This is a genomic window from Limosilactobacillus frumenti DSM 13145 (assembly GCF_001436045.1).
Classification (GTDB): domain Bacteria; phylum Bacillota; class Bacilli; order Lactobacillales; family Lactobacillaceae; genus Limosilactobacillus; species Limosilactobacillus frumenti.
On sequence record NZ_AZER01000016.1, the window covers coordinates 23,527 to 47,971 of the forward strand.

A 24,445-nucleotide genomic window follows, 5' to 3' on the forward strand; every position below is an offset into this window, starting at 1 on the left:
GAGTGAATGACATGAATGAGGAACAAATAAAAATTGCCCACGAGGCGGAAAAGTTTGAACACAATCAGGATTGGACAAGGGCAGCAGATTGTTGGAATGACCTTAGTGAGCAGGTTGATGATCCCCAAATAACATTTAAAGCGGCGCGTACACTATACCTGGCAAAAAGATTTCAGGAAGCTTACCATGCCGTGCTTCACTTTCCAGATTCAGCAATTGATGTACATAATGGCTTGCTAATTATTAATATCTATTTGGCAGTTAATCATTACATTTCGGGGCGAATGATTATTAATCAACTACCTGCAACAATTCGTCCACAGGCCAAAACATTAGTTAAAAATGCTGAAACTGAATATCGGCAAAAGTTTCACTTAACGATTCACAATCAGCTACGCACGTTTTACCATTTGGGAGACTGTTCTTTAGCGGAACAACAGCAGCGGCTTGCGAGTGCAGATCAGTTACCACTACCAGATTTTATGGTGGGGTGTCAGTTCTTACTTCGTGATCCCTTTACTAACCCATTCGTGCGTTCTGAATTATTAAATATTCTTCAACAATTACGATGGGAGAGGGAAGTTGTAATGCTAACGATTGATGATGAGGAGCATCACATTGTTCCAGCAAATTGTCCATCGGCGTATCAGGCAACTGCCATTAAACAATGTCGAAATATTATTGAACGGCAATTCACCAATACTAATCCCCAGTTATTGAAGACTTTAAGTCAGCAGCTTGATCTTCAAGCCATTCTATTAGTGCCAATTGCCAATCAGATTATCCAGCAGCCAGACAAGTGGGTTCAGGTATTAAAAAGTTTGATGTTAGGCGAACCAATGCCAACCAATTCTGCCGGTGAACAACAGTGGCAGCGTAAAATCAATCAAATTATTGAAAAAATCAACTAAAGTCGAATAAACTCATTTACAAATTCAAAGATAGTTGATATCATGTTAAAGAATTCTTCTTGAGAGCCATGTGATTAATCTTTTCATTGGCGAAAAGAAGTAGTACAATATCTATAAGGGTGTGTCAGTCACGTGTTGACTGGCATTATACTTGTAAATTCACAGGAGGTTTTCATTAATGGCTGAAAAAGAACATTATGAACGTACAAAGCCCCATGTAAACATTGGTACTATTGGCCACGTTGACCATGGGAAGACTACTTTAACTGCTGCTATCACTAAGGTATTGGCTGAAAAGGGTCTGGCAAAGCAAGAAAAGTTTGAAGATATCGATGCCGCTCCAGAAGAAAAGGAACGTGGTATCACTATCAACACTGCCCACGTTGAATACGAAACTGAAAAGCGTCACTACGCACACATCGATGCTCCAGGTCACGCCGACTACGTTAAGAACATGATCACTGGTGCTGCACAAATGGATGGTGCCATCTTGGTTGTTGCTGCGGATGATGGTCCTATGCCACAAACCCGTGAACACATCCTCTTGGCTCGTCAGGTTGGTGTTAAGTACATCGTTGTCTTCCTGAACAAGGTTGACCTTGTTGACGATGACGAATTAGTTGACCTTGTTGAAATGGAAGTTCGTGACTTACTTAGCGAATACGATTTCCCTGGTGACGATATTCCTGTTATCCGTGGATCTGCTTTGAAGGCTCTTCAAGGTGACCCAGAACAAGAAAAGGTTGTTCTTCACTTGCTCGATGTTATCGATGACTACATTCCAACTCCAAAGCGTCCTACTGATAAGCCATTCATGATGCCTATCGAAGACGTCTTCACTATCACTGGTCGTGGTACCGTTGTATCTGGTCGTATCGACCGTGGTACTGTTAAGATTGGTGACGATGTTGAAATCGTTGGTTTAACTGACAAGGTACAAAAGTCAACTGTTACTGGTTTGGAAATGTTCCACAAGACTCTTGACCTTGGTGAAGCCGGAGATAACGTTGGTGTTCTTCTTCGTGGTATTTCACACGACCAAGTTGAACGTGGCCAAGTTCTTGCTGAACCAGGTTCAATCCAAACTCACAAGAACTTCAAGGGTGAAGTTTATGTTATGACTAAGGAAGAAGGGGGCCGTCACACTCCATTCTTCTCAAACTACCGTCCACAATTCTACTTCCACACCACTGATGTTACTGGTACTATTGAATTACCAGACGGTGTAGAAATGGTTATGCCTGGTGATAACGTTACCTTCACTGTTAACTTGCAAAAGCCAGTTGCCCTTGAAAAGGGTCTAAAGTTCACTATTCGTGAAGGTGGACACACTGTTGGTGCCGGTGTTGTATCCGACGTCTTAGACTAATTTATTAATTAGTTAACAGTCAAAAGGATGCGGAGTTATTCCGCATCCTTTTTTTATTGCAACTAAGCTTCCAATAAGTTGCAATTAACGAGTCTGTAGGGTACACTATTAAAGTATGTAAAGACCAGCCTTTTAAAGGATTATGGTCAATTTGATCAATATTGGAGGAAATAAAATGTCAGCAAAATGGGAACGCGATAGCGAAGCCAGCAAGGGCACTTTGACATTCGAAATTGATGTCGAAACTATTAAGAAAGGTCTCGATGAAGCATTTGCCGAAACTAAGAAGAAGATTACTGTTCCAGGTTTCCGTAAGGGCCGGGTTCCACGTCAAATCTTCGACCAAATGTATGGTGAAGAATCACTTTACCAAGACGCCTTAAACAAGGTTCTTCCAAATGCTTACAGTGATGCTGTTAAGGAAACTAAGATTGAACCAGTTGCTCAACCTCAAATTGATATTAAGAGCATGGAAAAGGATCAACCTTGGGTCTTAACTGCTACTGTTGATGTTAAGCCTGAAGTTAAATTAGGTGAATACAAGGGCATGGAAGTGCCTGAACAAGACACCAGTGTTAGTGATGCCGACGTTGATGCTGAATTAGACAAGAAGCGTCAACAACAAGCTGAATTAGTTTTGAAGGAAGATAAGCCTGCTGCTAAGGGTGACACCGTTGTTATTGACTACGAAGGTACTGTTGATGGCAAGAAGTTTGATGGTGGTTCTGCTGATAACTACTCCCTTGAATTGGGCTCTGGTTCATTCATCCCTGGCTTTGAAGACCAATTAATTGGTCACAATACTGGTGACGATGTTGAAGTTAAGGTTACCTTCCCAAAGGATTACCATGCTAAGAACTTGGCTGGTAAGGACGCTACTTTCAAGGTTAAGATGCACGAAATCAAGGAAAAGCAATTGCCAGACCTTGATGATGATTTTGCTAAGGATGTCGACGAAGACGTTGATACTTTAGCTGAATTACGTGACAAGACTAAGAAGCAACTTCAAGAAGACAAGAAAAACCAAGCTAAGGCTGCCATTGAAGATGCTGCTATTGAAGCCGCTGTTAAGAATGCTGACATCCAAGACATTCCACAATCAATGTTGGATGATGACACTAACCGTCAAATGCAACAATACTTAGCAGGTATGCAACAACAAGGAATCAGTCCTAAGATGTACTTCCAAATTACTGGTACTAAGGAAGAAGACCTTAAGAAGCAATTTGCTGCTGATGCCGCTCAACGTGTTAAGACTAACCTGGTTCTTGAAGCAATTGTCGATGATGCTAAATTAACTGCCTCTGATGATGAAATCAAGGATGAAATTAGCAACTTGGCAAAGCAATACAACATGAAAGAAGATCAAATTAAGAATGCTCTTTCTGAAGATATGTTGACTCATGATATCAAGATTCGTAAGGCCGTTGACTTAGTTGCTGATTCAGCAAAGCAAGTTAAGTCAGCAAAAAAGGACGACAAAAAGTCTGACAAGTAATCTTGCATGTGAACTAAATAAAAATGTCCAATCAAACTGATTGGGCGTTTTTTTTCCGGGTTTAAAGAGCAAACATTCGTATTGCATCCATTATTTTGGTATCATGAAATCATAAGTCTAGAGGAGGCTGAATCGATGTTTGAAGATACTAATGGGATGGATTCTGTCCACTGTTCATTTTGTGGTAAATCACAAGATGAGGTTAAGAAGATTGTGGCAGGACCAGGAGTCTACATTTGTAATGAGTGTGTCGACCTCTGTCAGCATATTATCCAGCAAGAATTAGCCGATGATAATAAACAAAGCACATTCAAGGTTCCGACTCCCGAAGAAATTATGAGTCAATTGAATGACTACGTTATCGGCCAAGAAGATGCTAAGAAGACCTTGGCTGTTGCCGTGTACAATCATTACAAACGTGTTAACGCCATGGTAACTGGCGATAATAATGATACTGAACTCCAAAAGAGTAACATCGCTGTGATTGGACCAACCGGATCAGGGAAAACTTATCTGGCGCAGTCGCTTGCTAAGATCCTAAATGTTCCTTTTGCCATTGCTGATGCAACGACTTTGACTGAGGCGGGGTATGTTGGTGAGGATGTTGAAAACATCATCTTAAAGCTCGTCCAGGCCGCTGATTATGATGTGGAAGCTGCTGAAAAGGGCATTATCTATATCGATGAAATTGATAAGATTGCTAAGAAAGCTGAAAACGTTTCGATTACTCGTGATGTTTCTGGTGAAGGGGTTCAACAAGCCTTGCTGAAGATCTTGGAAGGAACGATTGCCAACGTGCCGCCTCAGGGTGGTCGCAAGCATCCCCAACAGGAATTTATTCAGGTTGATACAAAGAATATCCTCTTTATCGTTGGTGGAGCGTTTGATGGCATTGAAAACATCGTTAAAGAACGTTTAGGTGATAAGACGATTGGTTTCGGTACAGACTCCAATGAAGCTGCTAACGTAACGGAAAAGAATATTCTACAGCATGTTATCCCGGAAGATCTATTAAAATTTGGATTAATTCCCGAATTCATTGGGCGATTACCGGTAATGACTGCCCTGCAGAAATTGGATGAGGATGACCTGGTCCGGATCTTAACTGAACCAAAGAATGCCCTTGTAAAACAATATCAAGAGTTAATTCGTCTTGATGGTAGTCAGTTGAGCTTTACTGATGGGGCCTTACGGGCAATGGCACAATTGGCTATCAAACGAAACACGGGGGCTCGTGGCCTTCGTTCCATCATCGAAGGGGTCATGCGTGATGTTATGTATGATTTGCCTAGTCGCCAAGACGTTGAAAAAGTGATTATTGATAAGCGGTGTGTTACTAACCATACTGAGCCGCGGTATGTAATGAAGGACCAGCAGGCTTCATAACTAAAGGAGGATGAGGATATGGAAGTGCACAATGTTGATTTAACTATTAGTGCGGTCGATCCCAAGCAATACCCATCTACTAATTATCCAGAGATCGCTTTGGTTGGGCGCTCCAATGTTGGCAAGTCTTCGCTAACGAATGTCCTCATTAATCGTCGCAACTTTGCCCACACATCTAGTCAACCGGGCAAGACCCAAACGCTTAACTTTTATGAAGTGGAACATCAGATGTATTTTATTGATGTTCCTGGTTATGGGTATGCCAAGGTTTCAAAGAAAGAACGAGAACGTTTTGGCCAGATGATTGAGGAGTACCTAACGACCAGGCAACAATTACGTGGCGTCATTGAACTTGTGGATGGCCGGCATAAGCCGAGCGACGATGATATTTCAATGTATCAATGGTTACGGTATTATAATATTCCAACGCTGGTTGTTGCTACTAAGATTGACAAGGTCAAGCCTAGCGCACTCAATCGGACAATTAATGAAGTTAGTCGGGCGTTAGAATTACCGTCACCTGATGATTTGCAACTTTTCTCTGCCGTTTCGAAGCAGGGTAAGGATAAAATTTGGCAATGGATTGAGCAACGAATGGGGAAATAGTAATGGATTTCAATGAGTATCAGAATGCAGCTAAAAGAACGCTTTATGGTAATGAGCAGGTATTAACTAATTGCGCGTTAGGGTTAGCTGGTGAAGCTGGACAAGTTGTTGATTTGGTAAAGAATTATACTTTTCGTGGACAAAAGCTTGATCGTCAGCAATTGACCCATGAAATGGGTGATGTCCTCTGGTACCTTTCGCAAATTGCTGAATGGGCTGATATTCCGTTTGATGATGTTGCTAAAAACAATATTGCAGAACTTAACCGGCGGTATCCAAAGGGGTTCACTAAGAATAATTAAATTGTGGGTGTATTAATGCTTATTGCATAACAAAAGGGCCTAGCGTTCAAGAAAGTAAGAACGTTAGGCCTTTTCGAATATTATTCCAATAAACTATTTTGTATCTTTAGTTGGAGAATTTTTATTATTTTTCTTTGACTTGACTTTAGAATCAGTTGGTTTCTTTTTCGTGTCTTTTGGATCAACGGCAAATTGATCAAACATTTTGTCCAGTTGCAAGCTACGTCTTGTGACTAGTCCCATTTGATTCACCCCTTTATTATTTATCGTTACTGTAGCATATGTTAGTAATAATATGCAATTTATCAAGCTGTAAATTACCAAAGAAAGGAAAGATCACGTATAATATAGTTTTGGATTAAGGAAGGAGTCAGTAGATGGCGAGTGAGCACATTGAACATAAATTAGCCCTGTTACCCGATAAGCCGGGCTGTTACTTAATGAAGAATATCAATGATCAGATCATCTATGTCGGTAAAGCCAAGAATCTGAAGAATCGGGTGCGGTCTTACTTTAAGAGTTCCCATACTGGTAAAGTGGCAAAAATGGTCTCAGAAGTTGCTGACTTTGAAACCATTGTGACTTCAACCAATAAGGAATCATTCCTATTAGAGATCACCTTGATTAAGGAACATCAGCCTTATTTCAATATCAAATTGAAACAGGGCACAGGATATCCATACATCAAGATTACAAATGAACGGGATCCACAAACTAAGATTACTGGACAAATTAAAAAGGACGGAGCTTATTATTTTGGTCCCTATCCGAACGTTTATGCAGCTGAAGAAACGCTCCATTTCATCCAAAAAGTTTATCCACTCCGTCGTTGCAATGGGTACCAACATCGACCATGTTTGTATTACCACATGGGGCAATGCCTGGGCGCTTGTTTTAAGACCGTTCCTCCAGAAGAATATGATCGTCAAATTCAGCGCATTAAATCATTTTTAAACGGCAACACGGCGAACGTGAAAAAAAAGCTTATTGCTGAAATGAACCAAGCGTCAGCAAATCTAGAATTCGAACGAGCAGCTGAGATTCGGGACCAGTTACACTATATTAAGGTCACTGTTGAAAAGCAGAAAATTATTTCGAATGATAAGACGCCCCGCGATCTATTCAACTTCTATATGGATAAGGGTTGGTTATCAATTCAAGTTTTCTTCATTCGCCAAGCGCGGTTGATGAAACGTGAAAAGCGGTTGTTCCCGATTGTTGATACGGCAGTCGAAGAAATGACTAGTTTCATTTTACAATTTTATAATCGTCCAAATAATATTTTGCCCAAGGAAATTCTTCTTCCGCGGGGCTTACCAAATCAAGAGATTAGTGAAATCCTGGGAGTACCTGTTCGTACCCCTGAACGGGGCGAAAAACGTGACCTAATGAATATGGCCAAGGAAAATGCCCATTTAACTCTGGATGAAAAGTTTCGATTGCTAGCGATGGATGAAAGTAAGACTACTGGGGCAATGAAGGAAGTTACTGATGCTTTAGGCTTGCCAGCGGGTCACAAAATTGAAGCTTTTGACCATTCACATATTCAAGGTGCGGATCCCGTCAGTGCAATGGTGGTTTTTGTCGATGGTAAACCAGCTAAGAAACTTTATCGTAAGTATAAATTAAAGACAGTTATTAATCATGCCGATGAGGCCGCCAGCACGCGGGAGGTTATTCGGCGTCGTTATACCCGCCTCTTGAAGGAGAATCAACGGATGCCCGACATGATTTTTATGGATGGTGGTGAAGTGCAAATGAATGCTGCTCGGGACGTCTTAGAAAATGAGCTTAATTTAGATATCCCAGTGGTGGGGATGGTGAAGAATAATAAGCACAGGACAGCTGACTTATTATTTGGTGATGATGATCACCACATTAATCTCAATCCGCGTAGTCAAGGCTTTTACCTCGTACAGCGAATTCAAGATGAAGTGCACCGGTTTGCAATTACTTTTCACCGTCGTGTTCATGCGAAGAATTCATTGGCTTCCCGTCTTGATGCAATTAAAGGTGTCGGTCCGCGAACACGGACAAAGCTCCTGCAAAAATATGGGTCCATCAGTAAGATTGCTAACGCATCAGTCGATGAAATCCATAGTTTAGGAATTAATCGACCAACAGCCCAATTAATCAAAGTATCTCTCCAGGGTAACGCAGAGGTTGCTAAGGGGAGCAGTCATGATTGATTTTGACGCTTGTTAAATTATTCAATATACTAGTTATTAGATTGAAGAACGGAGAAATTAATAATGAACACTTTTGTGGATCAAATTAAAATTGAAGCACACGCCGGTAAAGGCGGCAACGGAATGGTTTCTTTTCGCCGGGAAAAATACGTTCCTAACGGTGGACCATCAGGTGGTGATGGCGGCTGCGGCGGAAGTATCATCCTTAAAGTTGACGAAGGATTGCGGACGTTAATGGATTTTCGTTACCACCGTATTTTTAAGGCTAAGAATGGCGGTAATGGGATGAGCAAACAAATGACTGGTCCCAGTGCTGAAGATACTGTGATTAAAGTGCCACAGGGAACGACCGTCCGTGACTTAGATACTGGTGAAATTATTGGTGACCTGATCAAAAATGGTCAGGAACTAACAATTGCTAAGGGTGGTCGTGGCGGTCGTGGTAATATTCACTTTGCCAGCGCCAAAAATCCGGCACCGGAAATTGCCGAGAATGGCGAACCAGGGCAGGATCGCTATGTCGAATTAGAATTAAAGATGTTAGCTGATGTTGGTTTAGTGGGCTTCCCGTCAGTTGGGAAATCAACGCTGCTTTCTGTGGTCACGGGAGCTAAGCCGAAAATTGCTGCTTACGAATTTACAACCTTGGTTCCCAATCTTGGTATGGTCCTCCTGCCAGATGGTCGTGACTTTGCAATGGCGGATATGCCAGGACTGATTGAAGGTGCATCTAAAGGTGTTGGCTTGGGCTTAAAGTTCCTTCGTCACATTGAACGGACGCGGGTCTTGTTACACCTGGTTGATATGAGTGCTGAAGATCCTGATCAAGGTATTGAACGCTATCGACAGATTAACCATGAGCTGGCGAACTATGATCCGGAATTATTAAAGCGTCCGCAAATTGTTGTTGCCACTAAGATGGACCTACCGAATGCCCAGAAGAATCTGGAACACTTCAAGAAACAATTAGCTGCAGACCATACGTTGGAAAAGCAGCCACAGATTTTTCCAATCTCTGCGGTGACTCATGATGGTGTTCAGCAGCTGATGCAACTGACTGCAGATTTACTAGATCAAACGCCAGCATTTGATAGTGAGAGCCATGATGAACAACTCACTGCTACGTATAAGGCTGCGGCACCAGAAAAGAATACTCCTGACTTCACGATTGATCGTGATGATGATGGTACGTGGGTTCTCAGTGGTGACAAGCTTGAACGTTTGTTTAAGATGACCGACTTGACACATGAAGATAGTCAGCTTCGCTTTGCACGTCAACTACGTCGTATGGGAGTTGATGATGCTCTTCGTAAAGCGGGAATTAAAGACGGCGACATGGTGCGGATTGATAAATTTGCTTTCGAATTTATTCAATAACCATGGTTTAAATGATAAGGAGAAGAAAACATGCAACTAGAGTTTTTAGGTACTGGCGCCGGCTCACCCAGTAAGCAGCGTAATGTTACAAGTGTCGCTCTTCGTCTACTGGAAGAATTGAATGAAGTTTGGTTGTTCGACGCTGGGGAAGCTACCCAACACCAAATCTTACGGACGACAATCCGTCCTCGTAAAATTAGCAAAATATTTATTACTCACTTGCATGGTGATCATATCTTCGGGTTACCAGGCTTATTAAGTTCCCGTTCTTTTCAAGGCGGTAATGAACCGCTTACCATCTATGGACCAGTGGGGATCAAGCGGTTTGTTTTGACTGCTTTACAGGTTAGTGAATCGCGTTTGAGTTATCCCTTACATTTCGTCGAAATTGACCATGACCAGGTTCTTTTTGATCAGAATGGCTTTAAGGTGACGACGATGCATCTAGATCATAAGATTGCCTGCTATGGTTACCGGATTGAAGAAGCTGACCATCCCGGTGAATTACTAGTTGATAAGCTGAAAGCAGATCATGTACCATCAGGACCACTCTACGGACAACTTAAGGCTGGTAAGACCGTTACTTTGCCTGATGGTCGTACCATTGATGGCCATGATTATATAGGTCACCCACAACCAGGGCGAATTGTTGCAATTATGGGTGATACGCGCAAGACTAAGAATGCAATCATCTTGGCACAAAATGCTGATGTTTTAGTTCATGAAAGTACCTTTGCCAAAAATGAGGCGCAGATGGCGCGGAGCTATTATCACTCCACTAGTCAACAGGCGGCAGAAGTTGCTAAGGCTGCCCATGTTAAGCGATTACTATTGACCCATATTTCCGCGCGCTACACTGGGAAAGCTGCTTACCAGCTGGCCTACCAAGTACGTGATATTCTGCCAAATACGCGGGTAGTAAATGATTTCGATGTAATCGATATTCCTTTCAACAAGTAGGGAGGAGGGAAAACAATGCTGAGACGATTTAAAACGTTACGTTTTTTGAAGAACAAAGTTGTCCTGATCACAGGCGGGTCGAGTGGTATCGGTAAAGCACTTGCCTTAGAAGCAGCTCGACGGGGAGCAATTGTGGTCGTCGCTGCTCGCAATATTGAGCAGCTTCGTAAAGTTGAACAACAGTGCTTAATCCTCTCAGGACGGCCATCATTCTCATATCAGCTAGATGTGACCGATCCAGATCAAATTGACCAGGTCCTTGGAAAAATTAATCACGAAGTTGGGGGAATTGACGTGCTTGTCAACTCTGCCGGTTTGGGTGATTTCTCTGAAGCAGTTCATGAACAATGGTCCACATTTGCGCAAATGGTCAAAGTTAATTTATTAGCGGCAATGTATATTAGTCGCTGTGTTGCTAAACAAATGATGGATCAGGGATATGGTGCCATCATTAATCTTGGATCTATTGCGGGGAAAATTCCTACGCCAAATAGTGCAGCCTATTCTGCTACTAAGGCTGGCTTGATTCAGTTTGATGATGTTTTGCGGATGGAAGTTGCTGATTATGGTGTACAGGTCTTAACTGTGAACCCGGGTCCAATTGATACACCATTCTGGCGACACACGAGTCCAAACAGTCAATACCGTTCTCATTTGCCGAAGTGGATGTTCATTTCGGTGGATGACTTGGCGCGTGAGGTGTGGGACAATGTTGGTTACAAGACCCGTGAAATTAATGTGCCAACCTACGTGTCATACCTCAGCTGGGTTTACCGGATGATTCCAGGATTAGGCGATTGGACAATTAAGAAATTTTTTGATTTTCAACAAAATCGTAGTGAACTTTAAATAATGAGACTGGGTATTGTGCCCAGTCTCGTTCATGTTTATAGTACAGGAAATGGGGAAACCGAATGATCAATGCTCATTATCAATGGAAAATAACACAACTAACAAAGGATGAGCAGGGGTTAATAGATGATTTGGCAAAACAAACAGGTTGCTCACCAATAATTGCCCAATTATTGATTTCAAAGGGTATTAAAACTCCTGAAGCAGTTCAAGCATTTATTCACCCCGCAATCGACAGTATTCACGATCCACACCTGTTACACGATATGGACAAGGCAGTTGATCGAATCCAGCAGGCAATTGCGGACCAGGAACGAATCACGATTTATGGCGATTATGATGCCGATGGAATCACTTCAACAGCGCTGATGTATGAAACCTTGCAAGACCTCGGTGCTGATGTTCACTATTACATTCCTGACCGGTTTAAGGATGGGTATGGACCTAATGCGGAAGTTTATCGGCAGATTGTTAATGATGGGACGAAACTCATTGTGACTGTTGATAATGGTGTTTCTGGAAAAGATGTGATTGACTCAGTAATGGGACAAGGAGTAGACGTGGTTGTCACAGATCATCACGAAATGCCTGGCGAATTGCCAAACGCTACAGCGATTGTTCACCCGCGCTTCCCAGGAAGCAAGTACCCTTTCCCTGACCTCTCTGGGGTGGGAGTTGCCTTTAAAGTCGCTTGGGCATTGACGGGAGAATTCCCTGAAGAGATGTTGGACCTAGTTGCAATTGGTGAAATTGCTGATCTGGTATCTGTTAATGATGAAAATCGATCTTTGATTTCTTTTGGTATTCAAGCATTGCGTGCTGGTACTCGTCCAGGTCTGCACGCGCTCGTAGATTTAAGCAATGTTAATGAACAAAACATCACTAGTACCGATATTGCATTCACCATTGCACCGCGACTGAATGCGTTAGGCAGAGTTAGCAATGCTAGCAAGGGTGTCGAATTACTGACGACTTTTGATGAGGCCACCGCCAAACAGTTAGCCCAGCAGGTGGAAAACGCTAATGATAGGCGGAAACAATTGGTCGACCAAATTGTGAAGGAAGCACAACCAATTGTTGACAAGTTGATTGAGGCTGGTTCGCCAACGTTAATTGTTTTTGGACATAACTGGCATCAAGGAGTGCTGGGTATCATTGCATCACGGATAGTTGAGCAAACTGGAAAACCGACAATTGTTGCTTCCGTCAATGATGGTGATGATGTTGCTAAAGGATCAGGACGCAGTGTTGATGGCTTCGACCTTTTTCAGGCATTAGATGGGCACCGTGATCTGATGACAACGTTTGGTGGCCACCCTGCTGCTTGTGGATTATCGTTTATGGCAAGTAACTTAGAACAGTTGCAAGATGCTTTAAATGACGAAGCGGCCAATCAGGGATTTAGTGGTCAGAAAAAGCAGTCACTTCAAATTGCTGGTCAGCTCACTCCGACGGAAATTAGTAATCAACTATATGAGCAGCTAATGTTATTATCGCCATTTGGCCCTGATAATGATGAACCAATCTTTGAGGTCGATACTAATTCAGTGACTGATGTTCGAACAATGGGACAGGATCATACTCATCTAAAATTTAAGGTTAATGGTGTTCAGGTGGTCGCCTTTAATAAGGGGGCGCTAGCTTCGCAGTTATCAGCTCAGTTTAAGGGACCACTGAAGCTTGCTGTGAAGATATCTGTCAATGAATGGCGAGGTAAGCGCAGTATTCAATTGATGCTTGTCGATATTCAATTAGCAAATCCAGTAGTGGTTGATCAACGAACCAATCGCTTATCACCAACATTATTTAGTGCTCCTGGGTATTATATTGTTTATGATCAGAAATTATTGGATAATATTAAAACGCACTTGCCAGCTGGGATGGCTATCAGTGCCGAGCAGGCGGTTCAAGTTGATTTTAGTAATGCAACTTTGACAATTGTTGATTGTCCACCAAGTTTAGCCAGCTTTGAAGATCTTTTTAAGAATGGTAATACTGTTCCTTCGTTGATTCGCTTGCTTCTTTTTCAACCACATAGTATTTACCTGGCGGGGATGCCGAACCGTCAAGATTTTGCTAGTCTTTATCGTTTCTTATATGGTCAGCACAAACTAGATTTAGGCCAGTACTTCACGCCGCTTGCTAACTACCTAAAAATCAATGCAGAGAAACTAAAATGTATGATTAAAGTGTTTTCTGACGCAGGATTTGTTACAATTAATGATGGCATTTTAAACTTAAGTAACCACTCAACCAAAGTTGACTTAAAACAGACTGACCAATATTTGAAAATGGCTGCTCAATATCGAGCGGAAAAGATCCTTCTGTTTAGCGACAGTAAAGAGGTTGCTGAGTGGTTGTTCAACTGTTTAAACGTTAAATAAAGGAGAACATAACTTTTATGACTTTAGACCTGTATAAATATGTTGCAAGTATTCCTGATTATCCTGAAAAGGGGATCATTTTTCGTGACATTTTACCATTAATGGCTAACGGTAAGGCTTTTAAGCAAGCAACTGACGAATTAGTTGCATATGCCAAGGACAAGCAAGTTGATATGGTAGTTGGACCTGAGGCCCGGGGCTTTATTGTTGGTTGCCCAATTGCTCGTGAGCTTCAAGTTGGTTTTGCCCCTGCGCGTAAGAAAGGGAAGTTACCGCGTAAGGCAATTTCATCCACTTATAAATTAGAATACGGAACGGCGACGTTGCAGATGGAAGCAGATTCTATCAAGCCTGGCCAACGTGTTTTAGTTGTCGATGACTTACTTGCTACCGGGGGTACGATCTCGGCAACAATCGATATGGTGGAACGGATGGGCGGCAAAGTTGTTGGTTGTGCCTTTCTAATTGAGTTAAAGGATCTTCATGGTCGGGAAAAGATCAAAGACTACGATATGGAAGCATTAATGGAATTTTAGATTGGAGTATCTGTTATGGTTTTCTTGATTATTCTTGGTGGCCTATTTCTGATTCTTGGTGGCTTTTACTTAGCAAATTCTTGGCAACAGTATCGAGAATGGAAGACAGGAACTATTATTGTTGTCCTGAGTATTGTTGCGATTGCTTTCGGAATTATCAAATTACCGGTATTTAATCACAACTCTTCTCAATCTAGCTCCAATTCGAGCTCGGCCCAAGTTGCTTCTGGTAATAATTCCCTTTCTTTCTCTAATAAGAGTGGAATGAATGGCCAAGATCAAGATTCTGCTGTTCAAGAAAATAAAGCAATGGCGGTACTACGTCAACTGCAAAAGGGCTACTCCAAGTTTGGAACAGTGGACTATTCAGCTAAGAGCAAGACCTTTAAGATTACCCCAACTAATGATGATACCGTTGAGGCACTGAAGGCTTTGGCCCAGGATCCAAGTCAGGCTGAACAAATGGGTTGGTCTAACTTGACTAAGTCGATCAAAACTAATTCTAAGGATATTTCAAAGGTCCTTGGGAATGGCTATTCTATTAGCATTGTTAATCCTTCTGATAGTAGCCAGACGATGTATAAGGCTACTGATGGACGGACGGCATATGATATTGCAAATCAATAATTATAAATTATTCAGCGCTTTACGAAGTTAGTGAACTTTGTTAAAATAAGAGCGTTGAATTATGGAGAGTTGGCAGAGTGGTAATGCACCGGACTCGAAATCCGGCGAACCCGTGTAGAGCGGGCGCGCAGGTTCAAATCCTGTACTCTCCTTTATTATAAAAGCGTGTAAAAACGCAAATAGCTGTAATTCCTTGATATATAAGGGATTACAGCTATTTTTTATTTTTTAAAAACGTATAAAAACGGGTGAAGCAGTGAGGTTGGGTACCAAATGGGTACCATTTTACATCTTCAAACTAATTTGAACTATGAGTTTTGATTGAAAATCACCCCGAAGTATTAAATGACGACCAGGTTCCCTTTAATTGGTAAGGCCATCTGGTAAAAAGTGTTCGCCTCAAGGTCTGACCGCCTTTAATGACCCTAACAGAATGCTGAACTAGATTATCTTTGATAATGGTGCATAATCCTCCCAGTTAGCTAAGATGAGACATATTAAGATATCCACACTCAACTTGAAAACGAGACATAAATAGGAACTGTAACGAATTCTATCTGAAAGATCAACTAATTAACCAATCGCTGTTCTATCTATACCAAGCTGTTCAAACAATTAGTGTCAGGCTACGCAGCTATACCAGGCAGCACAAAATGTTGTCATTTTTTAGTTTCGTATCCGTATTGTACTTGAATTTAAAAATTGAGTATATTATCTAACCATCATCCCAGTGAGATAATCAATTACCCAAACTAGCCAAGCAATAACGGCATAATTGCGTAAAGCTGAAGGCAATTGATTGGATTGTTTCTTCCATTGTCTTATTACCATAACTAACAAGATCAACATAAGGAATAATGCAAGATATCCTAACAGGCTATGAAAAACAAACATTGGTGTTACCTTAGTTTTGGTTTGTTGACCGACCAAGAAAAACAATAAGGTGCCGACAAAATCGCAAAGCCAACTGACGGTTAAGCCTATAACATGGGATTTACGAAGTTGCTTACGCATTTTAAAAATGCTCCATGTGTATAAGATTAATGCAATGGTAGTTAAAATAATTGCTGCAAATAACATAGATACAACTGACATTTTATATCCTCCTAAAAATACGCTTTCATTATCAATAATAGTACTATTAGGCGACATATATAAACATTTGTATCAATGGTGTTGTTTGATTTGATAGAGAAGTATTGACAATGTATATAAATTGGCCCACTATAATGCTCTTTAAGTATGCAAATGAAATAGAAAATTCATCTAATACAGGGGTGAAGTTAACGTATAACATATAGCCCCAGAGTTAATTTGCAACTCTGGGGCTATACGTTAGCTTATATTTAAGCCTCGTTTTTTATTAATTATTTATTACGTAAGCTGGGAATCTGAACATCATTCGTGGTGTTAGGGCTCCACCATCCGTGCTTGTTAATATAACCACTTGGTAAGCAGGTAATGACCAAGTAAACAATTTCCAGCACAGCCATTAAACCAGTGCAGAATCCATTATCAATGTTTCCCAAGATAATGGAAAGTAACCAAAAACCTAACACAAACCACCCAGATAGGCCAGCGTCGCGTAATCGGCGTACTGTAATGGCGATGGATGGAAATATCGTGGCAATAGAGAAAATTATGGTAATAATTACCAAAATGACAGCAGTTCCAAGACCTTCAGTTGTTCCTTGAATTAATGAACCAATTGATGAAATGCCAGAAGCCATCATTAATAGACATAGGATGACATAGATGATTACGTTCACCAACACAGGCCACCAATAATCAGCACGGGTGGAAGTTGCCTGGTACTTAAATGCGTTTTGCCAGTAGTATTTATACGCTCTAAACATTATGTATTCCTCCTTTAAACAGCTACTAATATATCATACTGTTAACAAGAAAAGATATGATTATTTCCAAGAGTATTGGTAGTAATTACTATGCTTTGATTTACCAATTATCGCATGGCCTGTGCGAATGGTGGCCTTGAGTCCGTGATGTGCTTGCCGCTTGGTTATTAGGTGATTATTTTGCAAAACTTGGATCGCCAGTCCCTGAACCTGGTCCAGAATGCGCGTCTTGTCTGCTTTGTTCATTGTGCTAAAACTATTTTTGACTTCAACGACGATGTGGTCATGCCCGGTATATTTAATTTTCTTAATGAATTTAGCATAATCATAGTTGCCTGGATCATCATTGGCATACGCTTGGTGAGTTGCTAGATCTTGCTTGAGTTCATGATTAGCAATTGTTTGTTGACGATTGGCCGCATCAGCTGGTGTAGCAATCATCCAGACTAATAATGGTATGATTATTATTGCAAACGTTTTGATGGTGATTTTCAAGTTAACCCCTTCTTTGTCTTTGTGTCTAGCAGTTTAATTGAAAAGCGAGGGTAAATGGTTAAAATAGGTCCCTGATTCCGCTATAATAATTGTATTATCCTTTTGGGGAGTTGAAAATGAGCAAAAAATATTATGCGGTCAAGCAAGGCCATCATCCGGGAATTTATTTGACATGGGCTGATTGTCAAAAACAAGTGAGTGGCTTTTCTGGAGCGGTTTACAAAAGTTTTACCACCCGTAGCGAAGCTGAAACTTGGTTAAAACCATCTCAAGCGGTGCACGATCAACCCGATGATGCTGCTGATGTGATCTATGTATTTACCGATGGTGGTTCACGAAATCATGGTAATAAACAAGGCCAGCATGTAAAGCAAACTGACAAAGCGGCCTGGGCACTTTTAATTATGAAAAATGGTCAAAAATTTACATCCACTGGTGGCGAATATGGGGCCACGAATAATCGGATGGAATTGATGGCTTTACGTAATGCATTGTACATTCTTGTTAAAAATGGCAAGCAGGACGAGAAAATTATTGCAACTTTAGATTCCCATTATGTTCTCGACCCGATCATGCAGGGATGGTTACAAAGTTGGCAGCGGCATAATTGGCGTACAAGTTCTGGAAGTGCGGTTGCAAATAAGCAGTTGTGGTTGCAAATCATGCAACTGTTACCTCAATTTAGGCATCTTCGTTTTCAATGGACGAAGGGTCACGCCGATAATGATGGAAATATTACAGTTGACCACTTATTAAATCAAACAATGGATAATATGGAGGCACACTAATGCAAGTTGGAATTGACAAAATGGCTTTTGCTACGACTGATGAGTACGTGGACTTACGTGAATTAGCTCGCACTCGGGGGGATGAACCTGATAAGTACACAATTGGGATTGGTCAGGACCAGCAGGCAGTTGTTCCACCAACTCAGGATATCGTAACTTTGGGTGCAAGGGCAGCTGCTAAGTTGCTAACAGCTGAAGATAAGCGACACCTGTCAACGATTATTGTGGCTACTGAGTCAGGAATCGACAATTCAAAAGCTAGTGCAATTTATATTAAACATCTATTAGGCCTCGACGATTTTGTGCGCGCTGTGGAATTGAAAGAAGCATGCTATTCTGGTACTGCTGGAGTTCAGTTTGCAAAGGGATTAGTAACCATGAATCCTCAATCAACAGTCTTAGTAATTGCCGCTGACATTGCCCGCTATGGATTGGCCACACCGGGGGAGGTAACTCAAGGTGCCGGGGCCGTTGCAATGTTAATTTCGACTAATCCACGAGTCCTTTCACTTGAAGATACCAGCGTTTCATATACGAAAGATGTAATGGACTTTTGGCGGCCACTATATGCTACTGAAGCCCATGTGGATGGTAAATATTCAACGAATGTGTATATCGAGTTTTTCTTGCAGTGTTGGCAACGGTACCAGCAGATCACTGGTCATCAGTTAGCTGACTTCGCTGCACTGACTTTTCATCTTCCCTTTACGAAGATGGGTAAGAAAGCTTTAGAAGGCTTGCTTCAGGCTGACCAGTCAGCAGTTGCCGAAACCCTCCGCTCCCAATTGACAGCTAGTCAGATTTATAGTCGAAAGGTTGGTAACCTGTACACTGGTTCTCTCTATCTTGGTCTAATGTCTCTGTTACAAAATGGCACTGTTAATGCTGGCGACCGAATCGGCTTATTTTCATATGGCTCCGGTGCAGAGGGTGAATTCTATACTGGAATTGTTCAACCTCAATTTAAGAAATATTTGAATGATGTGGCTGATGACTTGGGAGCTCGTCAACGGGTTTCCGTTGGGCAGTATGAACAAGAATTCAATGCGCAACTTGGTTTAAACCAGGCTGACATTGCTTTTGACCTCAGTAATGACCATGAAACCTTTGTTTTAGCTGGTCAAAAGAACCATCAGCGTATTTATCGTCGTCAATAAAAGAAGCGGCCAAACTTTAGATAGCTTGGTCGCTTTGTTATTAGAAGATGTGACTCCGGTATAGGCCGATAACTTTACCAAGAATGGTGACCTTATCCAGAAAGATAGGATCCATCGTGTCATTTTCTGGTTGAAGACGGAAGCGCCTCTTGGATCGTTCTTTGAAAAACCGTTTGCAGGTTGCTTCGTTATCTTCATTCATTGCAATCACAATATCACCATTTTTAGCGGTTGACTGTTTTTTCACAATTACATCATCACCATTAAAAATGCCAGCTTTAATCATACTAGTACCGCGGATTTTCAACATGAAAATATCAGTTGGATTTTTAATATTAGGTGGCATTGGGAAATAGTCAGTGGCATTTTCAACGGCTAAGATTGGTTTCCCAGCAGTGACTACACCGAGCATTGGAATTTCCTTTTGAAGAGGACGAACGCCTAAGACATCCAGACCTTTGGGGGTAATTTCAAGCGCCCGGGGCTTAGAAGGGTCTTTTTCCAAGAACCCCTTTTTCATTAAATTAGTTAGGTGTGAGTGGACGGTTGAAGTAGATGAAAGGCCAATTGCGGCGCAAATTTCGCGTACCGTAGGTGGATACCCGTGCTCCTCCACATGTTTATAGATATAATTTAGAACAGCCAGTTGTTTCTGACTTGCCGTTTGCGGTAACATGATGACACCTCATTATGAATTACTTATGATGTTAGAATATCATACTATTTATACCATTTCAAACGTACGTTCGTCGCTTGAAAACTGGTGGTAATTTGGCTACCATTGAACATGTTCATTATTAGAAAAGAGTGATCAAATGACTGAATCAAAAGAGCAAGATAAACTATTAAAGCGTATTAATGAATTAGCACATAAAAATAAAAATGAGGGTTTAACCGAGGAAGAAACAAAGGAACGGGCACGCTTAAGAAAGCAATATCTAAAGAACTTTCGTGAAGCAATGCGTTCAAACATTGAAATGATGCGCATCTATGATGACAATGGCAAAGAAGTTACTCCGGAAAAGGTTCGGGAAGTGCAGCGTAAGAAAGGGTTACGTGACGATTAAGTCCTTTTTCCCTTTTCAAGAATGTAACTTTCGTGTAGTATTAAAAGGTAATTAAAAAAGGAGGCAATAACCGTGAGTTTAGGTTTAGCAATTGCCCTAATCGTCTTAGCCCTGTTGGTGGGCTTGCTTGGTGGCTTCTTTGGCGCTCGTCGTTACATGGAAAACTACCTACGGAATAATCCACCAATCAGCGAAGAAATGCTGCGGACGATGATGTTGCAAATGGGTCAAAAGCCATCTAGCCGTAAATTACATCAAATGATGCAAACAATGAAGAACCAAGCTAGAAAGGCTAAGTAAATAAAAAAGATATGGCCGTTGTCGGTCATATCTTTTTTTGTTAAAAGTCATCATCTTTGGGCTTCGGTGGCATAATATATTTGAATGTTGGATCAATTTGTTTATCTAGTTTATCAAAGGCCTGTTGCATTTCGTCCTCTAACTTGTGCTGATTTTCTTCAGTCAAACGCATTTTACGGTCGATATAAATTGGTTTACCAAAAGCAATTTTACGTGGTTGGCGACTGAAGAGTTTACCAAAATGTAATGGTCCTTGGTAGACTACCGGTAAGAGGGGGACATTTGCCATTTTTGCAATGACGGTGGCACCACCCTTAAGCTTACTGGAGTAACGAGATCCACTGGGAAAAATGATGGTCGAAAGTTGTGTCTTTCGTAAAGACTGCACAGGCTTCTTAATTACTGAAGGGCCAGGGTGCTTGCGGTCGACTGGATAGGCGTTTAAACGTCTGAGGAACCATCCAGCGAATGGGTTTTGGAATAGTTCCTTTTTTGCCATGAAACTGAATTTCTTGGGGTAAACAGCTAAGGCAATCAGGACTGGATCCATCCAAGTCCGGTGAGGGGCAACTACAATGTAATTGCCTTCTGGAATGTTTTGACGATTATAAATTTTGGTAGGGCCATTAATAAGCCACAGAAACGGCTTAACAAGCCAGACCAAGATTGAATATAACATGAAATCACCTAGTTATAATTGTTATGCTGCAGTTAAGTATGACTAAAAACAGTCGTGGTTGCAAGTAGAATTGAGGTGCAATTTTGCCAGAAAAAGAAATACTAAAGGATAACGAACGCATTGATCAGCTGTATAGCAGTGATGTTCAGATTATTCAAAATCCGAATTGCTTTGCTTTCTCATTAGATGCTGTTTTGCTGGCTGACTTTGTTCGTCCTAATCATCGTCACAAGTTAAAAACGGTTGACCTCTGCGCTGGAAACGGAGCAATCGGCCTTTTCCTGCATCAAAAAGTGGGCGGTCATTTTTGGGAGGTTGAATTGCAACCACAAATAGCTGATATGGCCACACGCAGTATTAAATTAAATCATCTTGAGGATCGATATACAGTCTTAAATATGGATCTTAAGGATGTGAATAAAACAATTCCTAAAGATTTTGCTGATATTGTCTTGTGCAATCCACCGTATTTCCCAGTTACGCCAGCTAGTCAAACCAATCCTAACCGCACTCTTGCGATAGCGCGTCATGAAATAACAACAAACTTAGCCGAAGTGGTTACACAAATGAGCGGTCTCCTTAAAATGAATGGGCGAGGCTACCTTGTTCACCGCCCGGACCGACTGGCTGAAATCTTGCAAGAATTAACTACCCATCGGCTGGCCCCCAAGCGAATCCGATTTATTTTCCCTAAAGAAGGACGGAATGCCAATATCGTATTAATCGAGGCTATTAAGGATGGTCGCCCTGGTGGCATTAAAATAGTTCCACCTCTGGTTGTGAATGAGGAAACGGGTAGTTATGGCCCAGAAGTCAGGCGAATGCTTTATGGAAAGTAAACCATATTATATGTATGTTCTTTATTGTGCTGATAATAGTTTGTACTGTGGATTCACCGATAACGTTCAACATCGTTTTAGCCAACACCAGCATTTTAAGGGTGCTAAATATACCAAGGTCAAATCTCGTCATCCACTACAGTTGATTTATTGGCATGAGTACACTACCAAACATGATGCATTAAGTGCTGAATACCATTTCAAACACCAGACACGACCACAGAAGGAGCGTTATTTAGCAGAGCGGGGAGTTTTACTCAAACAATTTCACTAACTTGATTAGAAAACCTTGTTATTATTTTCTCTTTTATGTATACTGTATATCGGTGTTAAGCGCCAATTTCACACCCGGTAGGATGGTGACTCTTGTGCTATCTAGTGGAGCTGCCAGGAGAGTACTGGGGAGGAAAAAACATTTTGGAGGTACATAGTTTTATGTCTGTTGTTACTATGAAGCAATTGCTTGAAGCTGGTGTTCACTTCGGTCACCAGACTCGTCGTTGGAACCCAAAGATGGAAGAATACATCTTCACTGAACGTAACGGTATTTACATTATCGACTTACAAAAGACTGTTAAGTTGATTGATACTGCTTACAACTACATGAAGGATGTTGCTGCTAAGGGCGGCGTTGTCCTCTTTGTTGGTACTAAGAAGCAAGCACAAGACTCAATCGAAGAAGAAGCTACTCGTGCAGGTCAATACTACGTTAACCACCGTTGGTTAGGTGGTACTTTGACCAACTGGAAGACTATCCAATCACGTATTGCTCGTTTGAAGGAATTGAAGAAGATGTCTGAAGATGGCACTTTCGATGTTCTTCCAAAGAAGGAAGTTGCTGTTTTGACTAAGCAACGCGAAAAGCTTGAACGTTTCTTGGGTGGTATTGAAGATATGCCACACATTCCTGATGTTATGTTCATCGTGGATCCTCACAAGGAACAAATTGCTGTTAAGGAAGCTCAAAAGCTTCACATTCCAATCGTTGCCATGGTTGATACTAACACTGATCCAGATGACATCGACTACGTAATTCCATCAAACGATGATGCTATTCGTGCCGTTCGTCTGATCACTTCCAAGATGGCTGATGCAATCGTTGAAGGTAAGCAAGGCCAAGATGACAACAAGCAAGCTGACGCTTCACAAGACGAAGCTGCCGATGAAACCGTATCTGAAGATTCATTGAAGAACCTTAAGAACAGTGTTGAAGGTAAGTAATTTTAGATAATTAAGTATATCAATACTTGGGCTGTTTTGTACGGACCATTGTGGCCTGAGTACGAAACAGTCTTTTTATTAAAAAGTAACTTTATTAAAGGAGAGATCAAGTCATGGCTGAAATTAAAGCTGCTCAAGTTATGGAATTACGTAAGAAGTCAGGCGTCGGTATCATGGACGCTAAGAAGGCCTTAGTTGCTTCTGATGGTGACCTTGATAAGGCAATGGATTACCTTCGTGAAAAGGGTATTGCCAAGGCTGCTAAGAAGAGCGGTCGGGTTGCTGCGGATGGTTTGGCTGACATTGCTGTTAGTGGTAACACCGCTGCAATTGTGGAATTAAACTCAGAAACTGACTTTGTTGCTGCTTCAGATCCATTTAAGGATTTATTGAAGAAGGTTACTAAGTTAATCAGTGAAAACAAGCCAGCCGATGTTGATGCTGCTTTGGCTTTGAAGACTGATAACGGTACTTTAAAAGATGACTTGATTGCTACTACTCAAAAGACCGGTGAAAAGGTTAGCCTTCGTCGGTTCCAAGTAGTTGAAAAGAATGACGGTGACAGCTTTGGTGCATACTTACACCAAGGTGGTAAGATTGCTGCTTTAGTTGTTCTTGAAGGTGGCGATGAAGCAACCGCTAAGGATGTTGCTATGCACGTTGCTGCTATCAACCCTGAATTTATGACTCGTGAAGATGTTTCTAAGGATCGTCTGGACCACGAACGTTCAGTATTTAAGGAAGAAACTCTTAACGAAGGCAAGCCTGCTAAGATCGTTGACAAGATTGTTGAAGGTCGTTTGAACAAGTTCTTGTCAGAAATCTGCTTGGCTGACCAATCATTTGTTAAGAACCCAGACCAAACCGTTGCTGAATTTGTTAAGGCAAATGGTGGTAAGTTGAAGTCCTTCGTTCGTTACGAAGTTGGTGAAGGTATTGAGAAGAAGCAAGAAGACTTCGCTCAAGAAATTCAGGACCAACTTAACTAAGCGTTCGACCATTAGGACGTACTATTCATTAGTGCGTCCTTTTTTAGAATCGATCTC

At 41.4% G+C, this 24,445-nt stretch carries 27 protein-coding genes and 1 tRNA gene; 22 read left to right on the forward strand and 6 right to left on the reverse strand.

The window, feature by feature from the left end; genetic code table 11:
• The first annotated feature begins 11 nt into the window (after positions 1–11).
• From FD27_RS04660 to FD27_RS04685, 6 genes are all read left to right on the forward strand, one after another.
• Positions 12–911, forward strand: coding sequence for a hypothetical protein (locus FD27_RS04660; RefSeq protein ID WP_057750278.1), 900 nt, complete (start codon positions 12–14; stop codon positions 909–911).
• 178 nt (positions 912–1,089) lie between these two features.
• The gene (gene tuf / locus FD27_RS04665; RefSeq protein WP_057750281.1) at positions 1,090–2,280 is read left to right on the forward strand and encodes an elongation factor Tu; all 1,191 of its coding nucleotides are present in this window, start codon (positions 1,090–1,092) and stop codon (positions 2,278–2,280) included.
• Positions 2,281–2,455: 175 nt separating this feature from the next.
• Positions 2,456–3,778 carry a trigger factor gene (gene tig / locus FD27_RS04670; RefSeq protein WP_057750283.1) on the forward strand — a complete coding sequence of 441 codons (1,323 nt, stop codon included), beginning with the start codon at positions 2,456–2,458 and terminating at the stop codon, positions 3,776–3,778.
• Positions 3,779–3,913: 135 nt separating this feature from the next.
• Positions 3,914–5,164, forward strand: coding sequence for an ATP-dependent Clp protease ATP-binding subunit ClpX (gene clpX, locus FD27_RS04675; protein ID WP_057750286.1), 1,251 nt, complete (start codon positions 3,914–3,916; stop codon positions 5,162–5,164).
• A gap of 18 nt (positions 5,165–5,182) precedes the next feature.
• A complete protein-coding gene (gene yihA / locus FD27_RS04680) occupies positions 5,183–5,770 on the forward strand; it encodes a ribosome biogenesis GTP-binding protein YihA/YsxC (protein WP_057750289.1) in 588 nt (195 codons plus the stop codon).
• Positions 5,771–5,772: 2 nt separating this feature from the next.
• On the forward strand, positions 5,773–6,072 hold the full coding sequence (locus FD27_RS04685; protein WP_057750292.1) for a nucleoside triphosphate pyrophosphohydrolase family protein: 300 nt from the start codon (positions 5,773–5,775) through the stop codon (positions 6,070–6,072).
• Between the two features lie 93 nt (positions 6,073–6,165).
• Here FD27_RS04685 and FD27_RS08780 read toward each other — a convergent pair whose 3' ends face one another.
• On the reverse strand, positions 6,166–6,315 hold the full coding sequence (locus FD27_RS08780) for an SPJ_0845 family protein (protein ID WP_164477190.1): 150 nt from the start codon (positions 6,313–6,315) through the stop codon (positions 6,166–6,168).
• Positions 6,316–6,449: 134 nt separating this feature from the next.
• Here FD27_RS08780 and uvrC point away from each other — a divergent pair, with 134 nt between their 5' ends.
• The 8 genes from uvrC to FD27_RS04725 all read left to right on the forward strand — a co-directional run bounded on the left by uvrC (position 6,450) and on the right by FD27_RS04725 (position 15,149).
• Positions 6,450–8,261: an excinuclease ABC subunit UvrC gene (uvrC, locus tag FD27_RS04690; RefSeq protein WP_057750295.1), complete on the forward strand. Its 1,812-nt coding sequence runs from the start codon at positions 6,450–6,452 to the stop codon at positions 8,259–8,261.
• A gap of 63 nt (positions 8,262–8,324) precedes the next feature.
• Entirely contained in the window at positions 8,325–9,638 is a 1,314-nt protein-coding gene (gene obgE / locus FD27_RS04695; RefSeq protein WP_057750298.1) for a GTPase ObgE, read from the forward strand.
• 30 nt (positions 9,639–9,668) lie between these two features.
• The gene (rnz, locus tag FD27_RS04700) at positions 9,669–10,598 is read left to right on the forward strand and encodes a ribonuclease Z (RefSeq protein WP_057750301.1); all 930 of its coding nucleotides are present in this window, start codon (positions 9,669–9,671) and stop codon (positions 10,596–10,598) included.
• Positions 10,599–10,613: 15 nt separating this feature from the next.
• Positions 10,614–11,447: an SDR family NAD(P)-dependent oxidoreductase gene (locus FD27_RS04705; RefSeq protein WP_057750303.1), complete on the forward strand. Its 834-nt coding sequence runs from the start codon at positions 10,614–10,616 to the stop codon at positions 11,445–11,447.
• A 134-nt stretch (positions 11,448–11,581) separates the two neighbouring features.
• A complete protein-coding gene (recJ, locus tag FD27_RS04710; RefSeq protein WP_235803011.1) occupies positions 11,582–13,834 on the forward strand; it encodes a single-stranded-DNA-specific exonuclease RecJ in 2,253 nt (750 codons plus the stop codon).
• 17 nt (positions 13,835–13,851) lie between these two features.
• On the forward strand, positions 13,852–14,370 hold the full coding sequence (locus FD27_RS04715) for an adenine phosphoribosyltransferase (RefSeq protein WP_057750310.1): 519 nt from the start codon (positions 13,852–13,854) through the stop codon (positions 14,368–14,370).
• Between the two features lie 15 nt (positions 14,371–14,385).
• Positions 14,386–14,997: a hypothetical protein gene (locus tag FD27_RS04720; protein ID WP_057750313.1), complete on the forward strand. Its 612-nt coding sequence runs from the start codon at positions 14,386–14,388 to the stop codon at positions 14,995–14,997.
• A 63-nt stretch (positions 14,998–15,060) separates the two neighbouring features.
• A tRNA-Ser gene (locus FD27_RS04725) sits at positions 15,061–15,149 on the forward strand.
• Between the two features lie 559 nt (positions 15,150–15,708).
• Here the strand turns inward: FD27_RS04725 and FD27_RS04730 are convergent.
• The 3 genes from FD27_RS04730 to FD27_RS04740 form a co-directional block, all read right to left on the reverse strand.
• Positions 15,709–16,092: a hypothetical protein gene (locus FD27_RS04730; RefSeq protein ID WP_057750315.1), complete on the reverse strand. Its 384-nt coding sequence runs from the start codon at positions 16,090–16,092 to the stop codon at positions 15,709–15,711.
• A 272-nt stretch (positions 16,093–16,364) separates the two neighbouring features.
• Positions 16,365–16,853 (reverse strand): DUF805 domain-containing protein, encoded by a 489-nt coding sequence (locus FD27_RS04735; RefSeq protein WP_057750318.1) that lies wholly within the window; start codon positions 16,851–16,853, stop codon positions 16,365–16,367.
• Between the two features lie 60 nt (positions 16,854–16,913).
• Positions 16,914–17,294 (reverse strand): hypothetical protein, encoded by a 381-nt coding sequence (locus FD27_RS04740; protein WP_157055083.1) that lies wholly within the window; start codon positions 17,292–17,294, stop codon positions 16,914–16,916.
• 170 nt (positions 17,295–17,464) lie between these two features.
• Here FD27_RS04740 and FD27_RS04745 point away from each other — a divergent pair, with 170 nt between their 5' ends.
• Positions 17,465–18,136, forward strand: a complete 672-nt coding sequence (locus tag FD27_RS04745; protein ID WP_057750324.1) for a ribonuclease H family protein — start codon at positions 17,465–17,467, stop codon at positions 18,134–18,136.
• Positions 18,136–19,293 carry a hydroxymethylglutaryl-CoA synthase gene (locus FD27_RS04750; RefSeq protein ID WP_057750327.1) on the forward strand — a complete coding sequence of 386 codons (1,158 nt, stop codon included), beginning with the start codon at positions 18,136–18,138 and terminating at the stop codon, positions 19,291–19,293. Before FD27_RS04745 ends, FD27_RS04750 begins: the two co-directional genes overlap by 1 nt.
• A 40-nt stretch (positions 19,294–19,333) precedes the next feature.
• Here the strand turns inward: FD27_RS04750 and lexA are convergent, their stop codons facing one another.
• Positions 19,334–19,969, reverse strand: a complete 636-nt coding sequence (gene lexA, locus FD27_RS04755) for a transcriptional repressor LexA (protein WP_057750330.1) — start codon at positions 19,967–19,969, stop codon at positions 19,334–19,336.
• Between the two features lie 139 nt (positions 19,970–20,108).
• Here lexA and FD27_RS04760 point away from each other — a divergent pair, with 139 nt between their 5' ends.
• Together FD27_RS04760 and FD27_RS04765 are read left to right on the forward strand one after the other, a co-directional pair.
• Positions 20,109–20,360 carry a DUF896 domain-containing protein gene (locus tag FD27_RS04760; RefSeq protein ID WP_057750333.1) on the forward strand — a complete coding sequence of 84 codons (252 nt, stop codon included), beginning with the start codon at positions 20,109–20,111 and terminating at the stop codon, positions 20,358–20,360.
• A 72-nt stretch (positions 20,361–20,432) separates the two neighbouring features.
• Positions 20,433–20,660 carry a YneF family protein gene (locus FD27_RS04765; RefSeq protein ID WP_057750336.1) on the forward strand — a complete coding sequence of 76 codons (228 nt, stop codon included), beginning with the start codon at positions 20,433–20,435 and terminating at the stop codon, positions 20,658–20,660.
• A gap of 40 nt (positions 20,661–20,700) precedes the next feature.
• Here FD27_RS04765 and FD27_RS04770 read toward each other — a convergent pair whose 3' ends face one another.
• A complete protein-coding gene (locus tag FD27_RS04770; protein WP_057750339.1) occupies positions 20,701–21,339 on the reverse strand; it encodes a lysophospholipid acyltransferase family protein in 639 nt (212 codons plus the stop codon).
• Positions 21,340–21,422: 83 nt separating this feature from the next.
• On the opposite strand from FD27_RS04770, the gene FD27_RS04775 reads away from it, so the two are divergent.
• The 4 genes from FD27_RS04775 to tsf all read left to right on the forward strand — a co-directional run bounded on the left by FD27_RS04775 (position 21,423) and on the right by tsf (position 24,388).
• A complete protein-coding gene (locus FD27_RS04775; protein ID WP_057750341.1) occupies positions 21,423–22,178 on the forward strand; it encodes a tRNA1(Val) (adenine(37)-N6)-methyltransferase in 756 nt (251 codons plus the stop codon).
• Positions 22,168–22,452, forward strand: a complete 285-nt coding sequence (locus FD27_RS04780; protein ID WP_057750344.1) for a GIY-YIG nuclease family protein — start codon at positions 22,168–22,170, stop codon at positions 22,450–22,452. The genes FD27_RS04775 and FD27_RS04780 overlap by 11 nt, the downstream gene beginning before the upstream one ends.
• Positions 22,453–22,613: 161 nt before the next feature.
• Positions 22,614–23,399, forward strand: a complete 786-nt coding sequence (gene rpsB, locus FD27_RS04785; RefSeq protein WP_057750347.1) for a 30S ribosomal protein S2 — start codon at positions 22,614–22,616, stop codon at positions 23,397–23,399.
• Between the two features lie 113 nt (positions 23,400–23,512).
• Positions 23,513–24,388 carry a translation elongation factor Ts gene (gene tsf / locus FD27_RS04790; protein ID WP_057750349.1) on the forward strand — a complete coding sequence of 292 codons (876 nt, stop codon included), beginning with the start codon at positions 23,513–23,515 and terminating at the stop codon, positions 24,386–24,388.
• Positions 24,389–24,445 lie beyond the last annotated feature (57 nt).

Excerpts from the sequence above, each read along its gene's own strand:
- FD27_RS04660 (WP_057750278.1), top strand. The coding sequence starts at position 12 with ATGAATGAGGAACAAATAAAAATTGCCCACGAGGCGGAAAAGTTTGAA.
- tuf (WP_057750281.1), top strand. The coding sequence starts at position 1,090 with ATGGCTGAAAAAGAACATTATGAACGTACAAAGCCCCATGTAAACATT.
- tig (WP_057750283.1), top strand. The coding sequence starts at position 2,456 with ATGTCAGCAAAATGGGAACGCGATAGCGAAGCCAGCAAGGGCACTTTG.
- clpX (WP_057750286.1), top strand. The coding sequence starts at position 3,914 with ATGTTTGAAGATACTAATGGGATGGATTCTGTCCACTGTTCATTTTGT.
- yihA (WP_057750289.1), top strand. The coding sequence starts at position 5,183 with ATGGAAGTGCACAATGTTGATTTAACTATTAGTGCGGTCGATCCCAAG.
- FD27_RS04685 (WP_057750292.1), top strand. The coding sequence starts at position 5,773 with ATGGATTTCAATGAGTATCAGAATGCAGCTAAAAGAACGCTTTATGGT.
- FD27_RS08780 (WP_164477190.1), bottom strand. The coding sequence starts at position 6,315 with ATGGGACTAGTCACAAGACGTAGCTTGCAACTGGACAAAATGTTTGAT.
- uvrC (WP_057750295.1), top strand. The coding sequence starts at position 6,450 with ATGGCGAGTGAGCACATTGAACATAAATTAGCCCTGTTACCCGATAAG.
- obgE (WP_057750298.1), top strand. The coding sequence starts at position 8,325 with ATGAACACTTTTGTGGATCAAATTAAAATTGAAGCACACGCCGGTAAA.
- rnz (WP_057750301.1), top strand. The coding sequence starts at position 9,669 with ATGCAACTAGAGTTTTTAGGTACTGGCGCCGGCTCACCCAGTAAGCAG.
- FD27_RS04705 (WP_057750303.1), top strand. The coding sequence starts at position 10,614 with ATGCTGAGACGATTTAAAACGTTACGTTTTTTGAAGAACAAAGTTGTC.
- FD27_RS04715 (WP_057750310.1), top strand. The coding sequence starts at position 13,852 with ATGACTTTAGACCTGTATAAATATGTTGCAAGTATTCCTGATTATCCT.
- FD27_RS04720 (WP_057750313.1), top strand. The coding sequence starts at position 14,386 with ATGGTTTTCTTGATTATTCTTGGTGGCCTATTTCTGATTCTTGGTGGC.
- FD27_RS04730 (WP_057750315.1), bottom strand. The coding sequence starts at position 16,092 with ATGTCAGTTGTATCTATGTTATTTGCAGCAATTATTTTAACTACCATT.
- FD27_RS04735 (WP_057750318.1), bottom strand. The coding sequence starts at position 16,853 with ATGTTTAGAGCGTATAAATACTACTGGCAAAACGCATTTAAGTACCAG.
- FD27_RS04740 (WP_157055083.1), bottom strand. The coding sequence starts at position 17,294 with ATGATTGCTACACCAGCTGATGCGGCCAATCGTCAACAAACAATTGCT.
- FD27_RS04745 (WP_057750324.1), top strand. The coding sequence starts at position 17,465 with ATGAGCAAAAAATATTATGCGGTCAAGCAAGGCCATCATCCGGGAATT.
- FD27_RS04750 (WP_057750327.1), top strand. The coding sequence starts at position 18,136 with ATGCAAGTTGGAATTGACAAAATGGCTTTTGCTACGACTGATGAGTAC.
- lexA (WP_057750330.1), bottom strand. The coding sequence starts at position 19,969 with ATGTTACCGCAAACGGCAAGTCAGAAACAACTGGCTGTTCTAAATTAT.
- FD27_RS04760 (WP_057750333.1), top strand. The coding sequence starts at position 20,109 with ATGACTGAATCAAAAGAGCAAGATAAACTATTAAAGCGTATTAATGAA.
- FD27_RS04770 (WP_057750339.1), bottom strand. The coding sequence starts at position 21,339 with ATGTTATATTCAATCTTGGTCTGGCTTGTTAAGCCGTTTCTGTGGCTT.
- FD27_RS04780 (WP_057750344.1), top strand. The coding sequence starts at position 22,168 with ATGGAAAGTAAACCATATTATATGTATGTTCTTTATTGTGCTGATAAT.
- rpsB (WP_057750347.1), top strand. The coding sequence starts at position 22,614 with ATGTCTGTTGTTACTATGAAGCAATTGCTTGAAGCTGGTGTTCACTTC.
- tsf (WP_057750349.1), top strand. The coding sequence starts at position 23,513 with ATGGCTGAAATTAAAGCTGCTCAAGTTATGGAATTACGTAAGAAGTCA.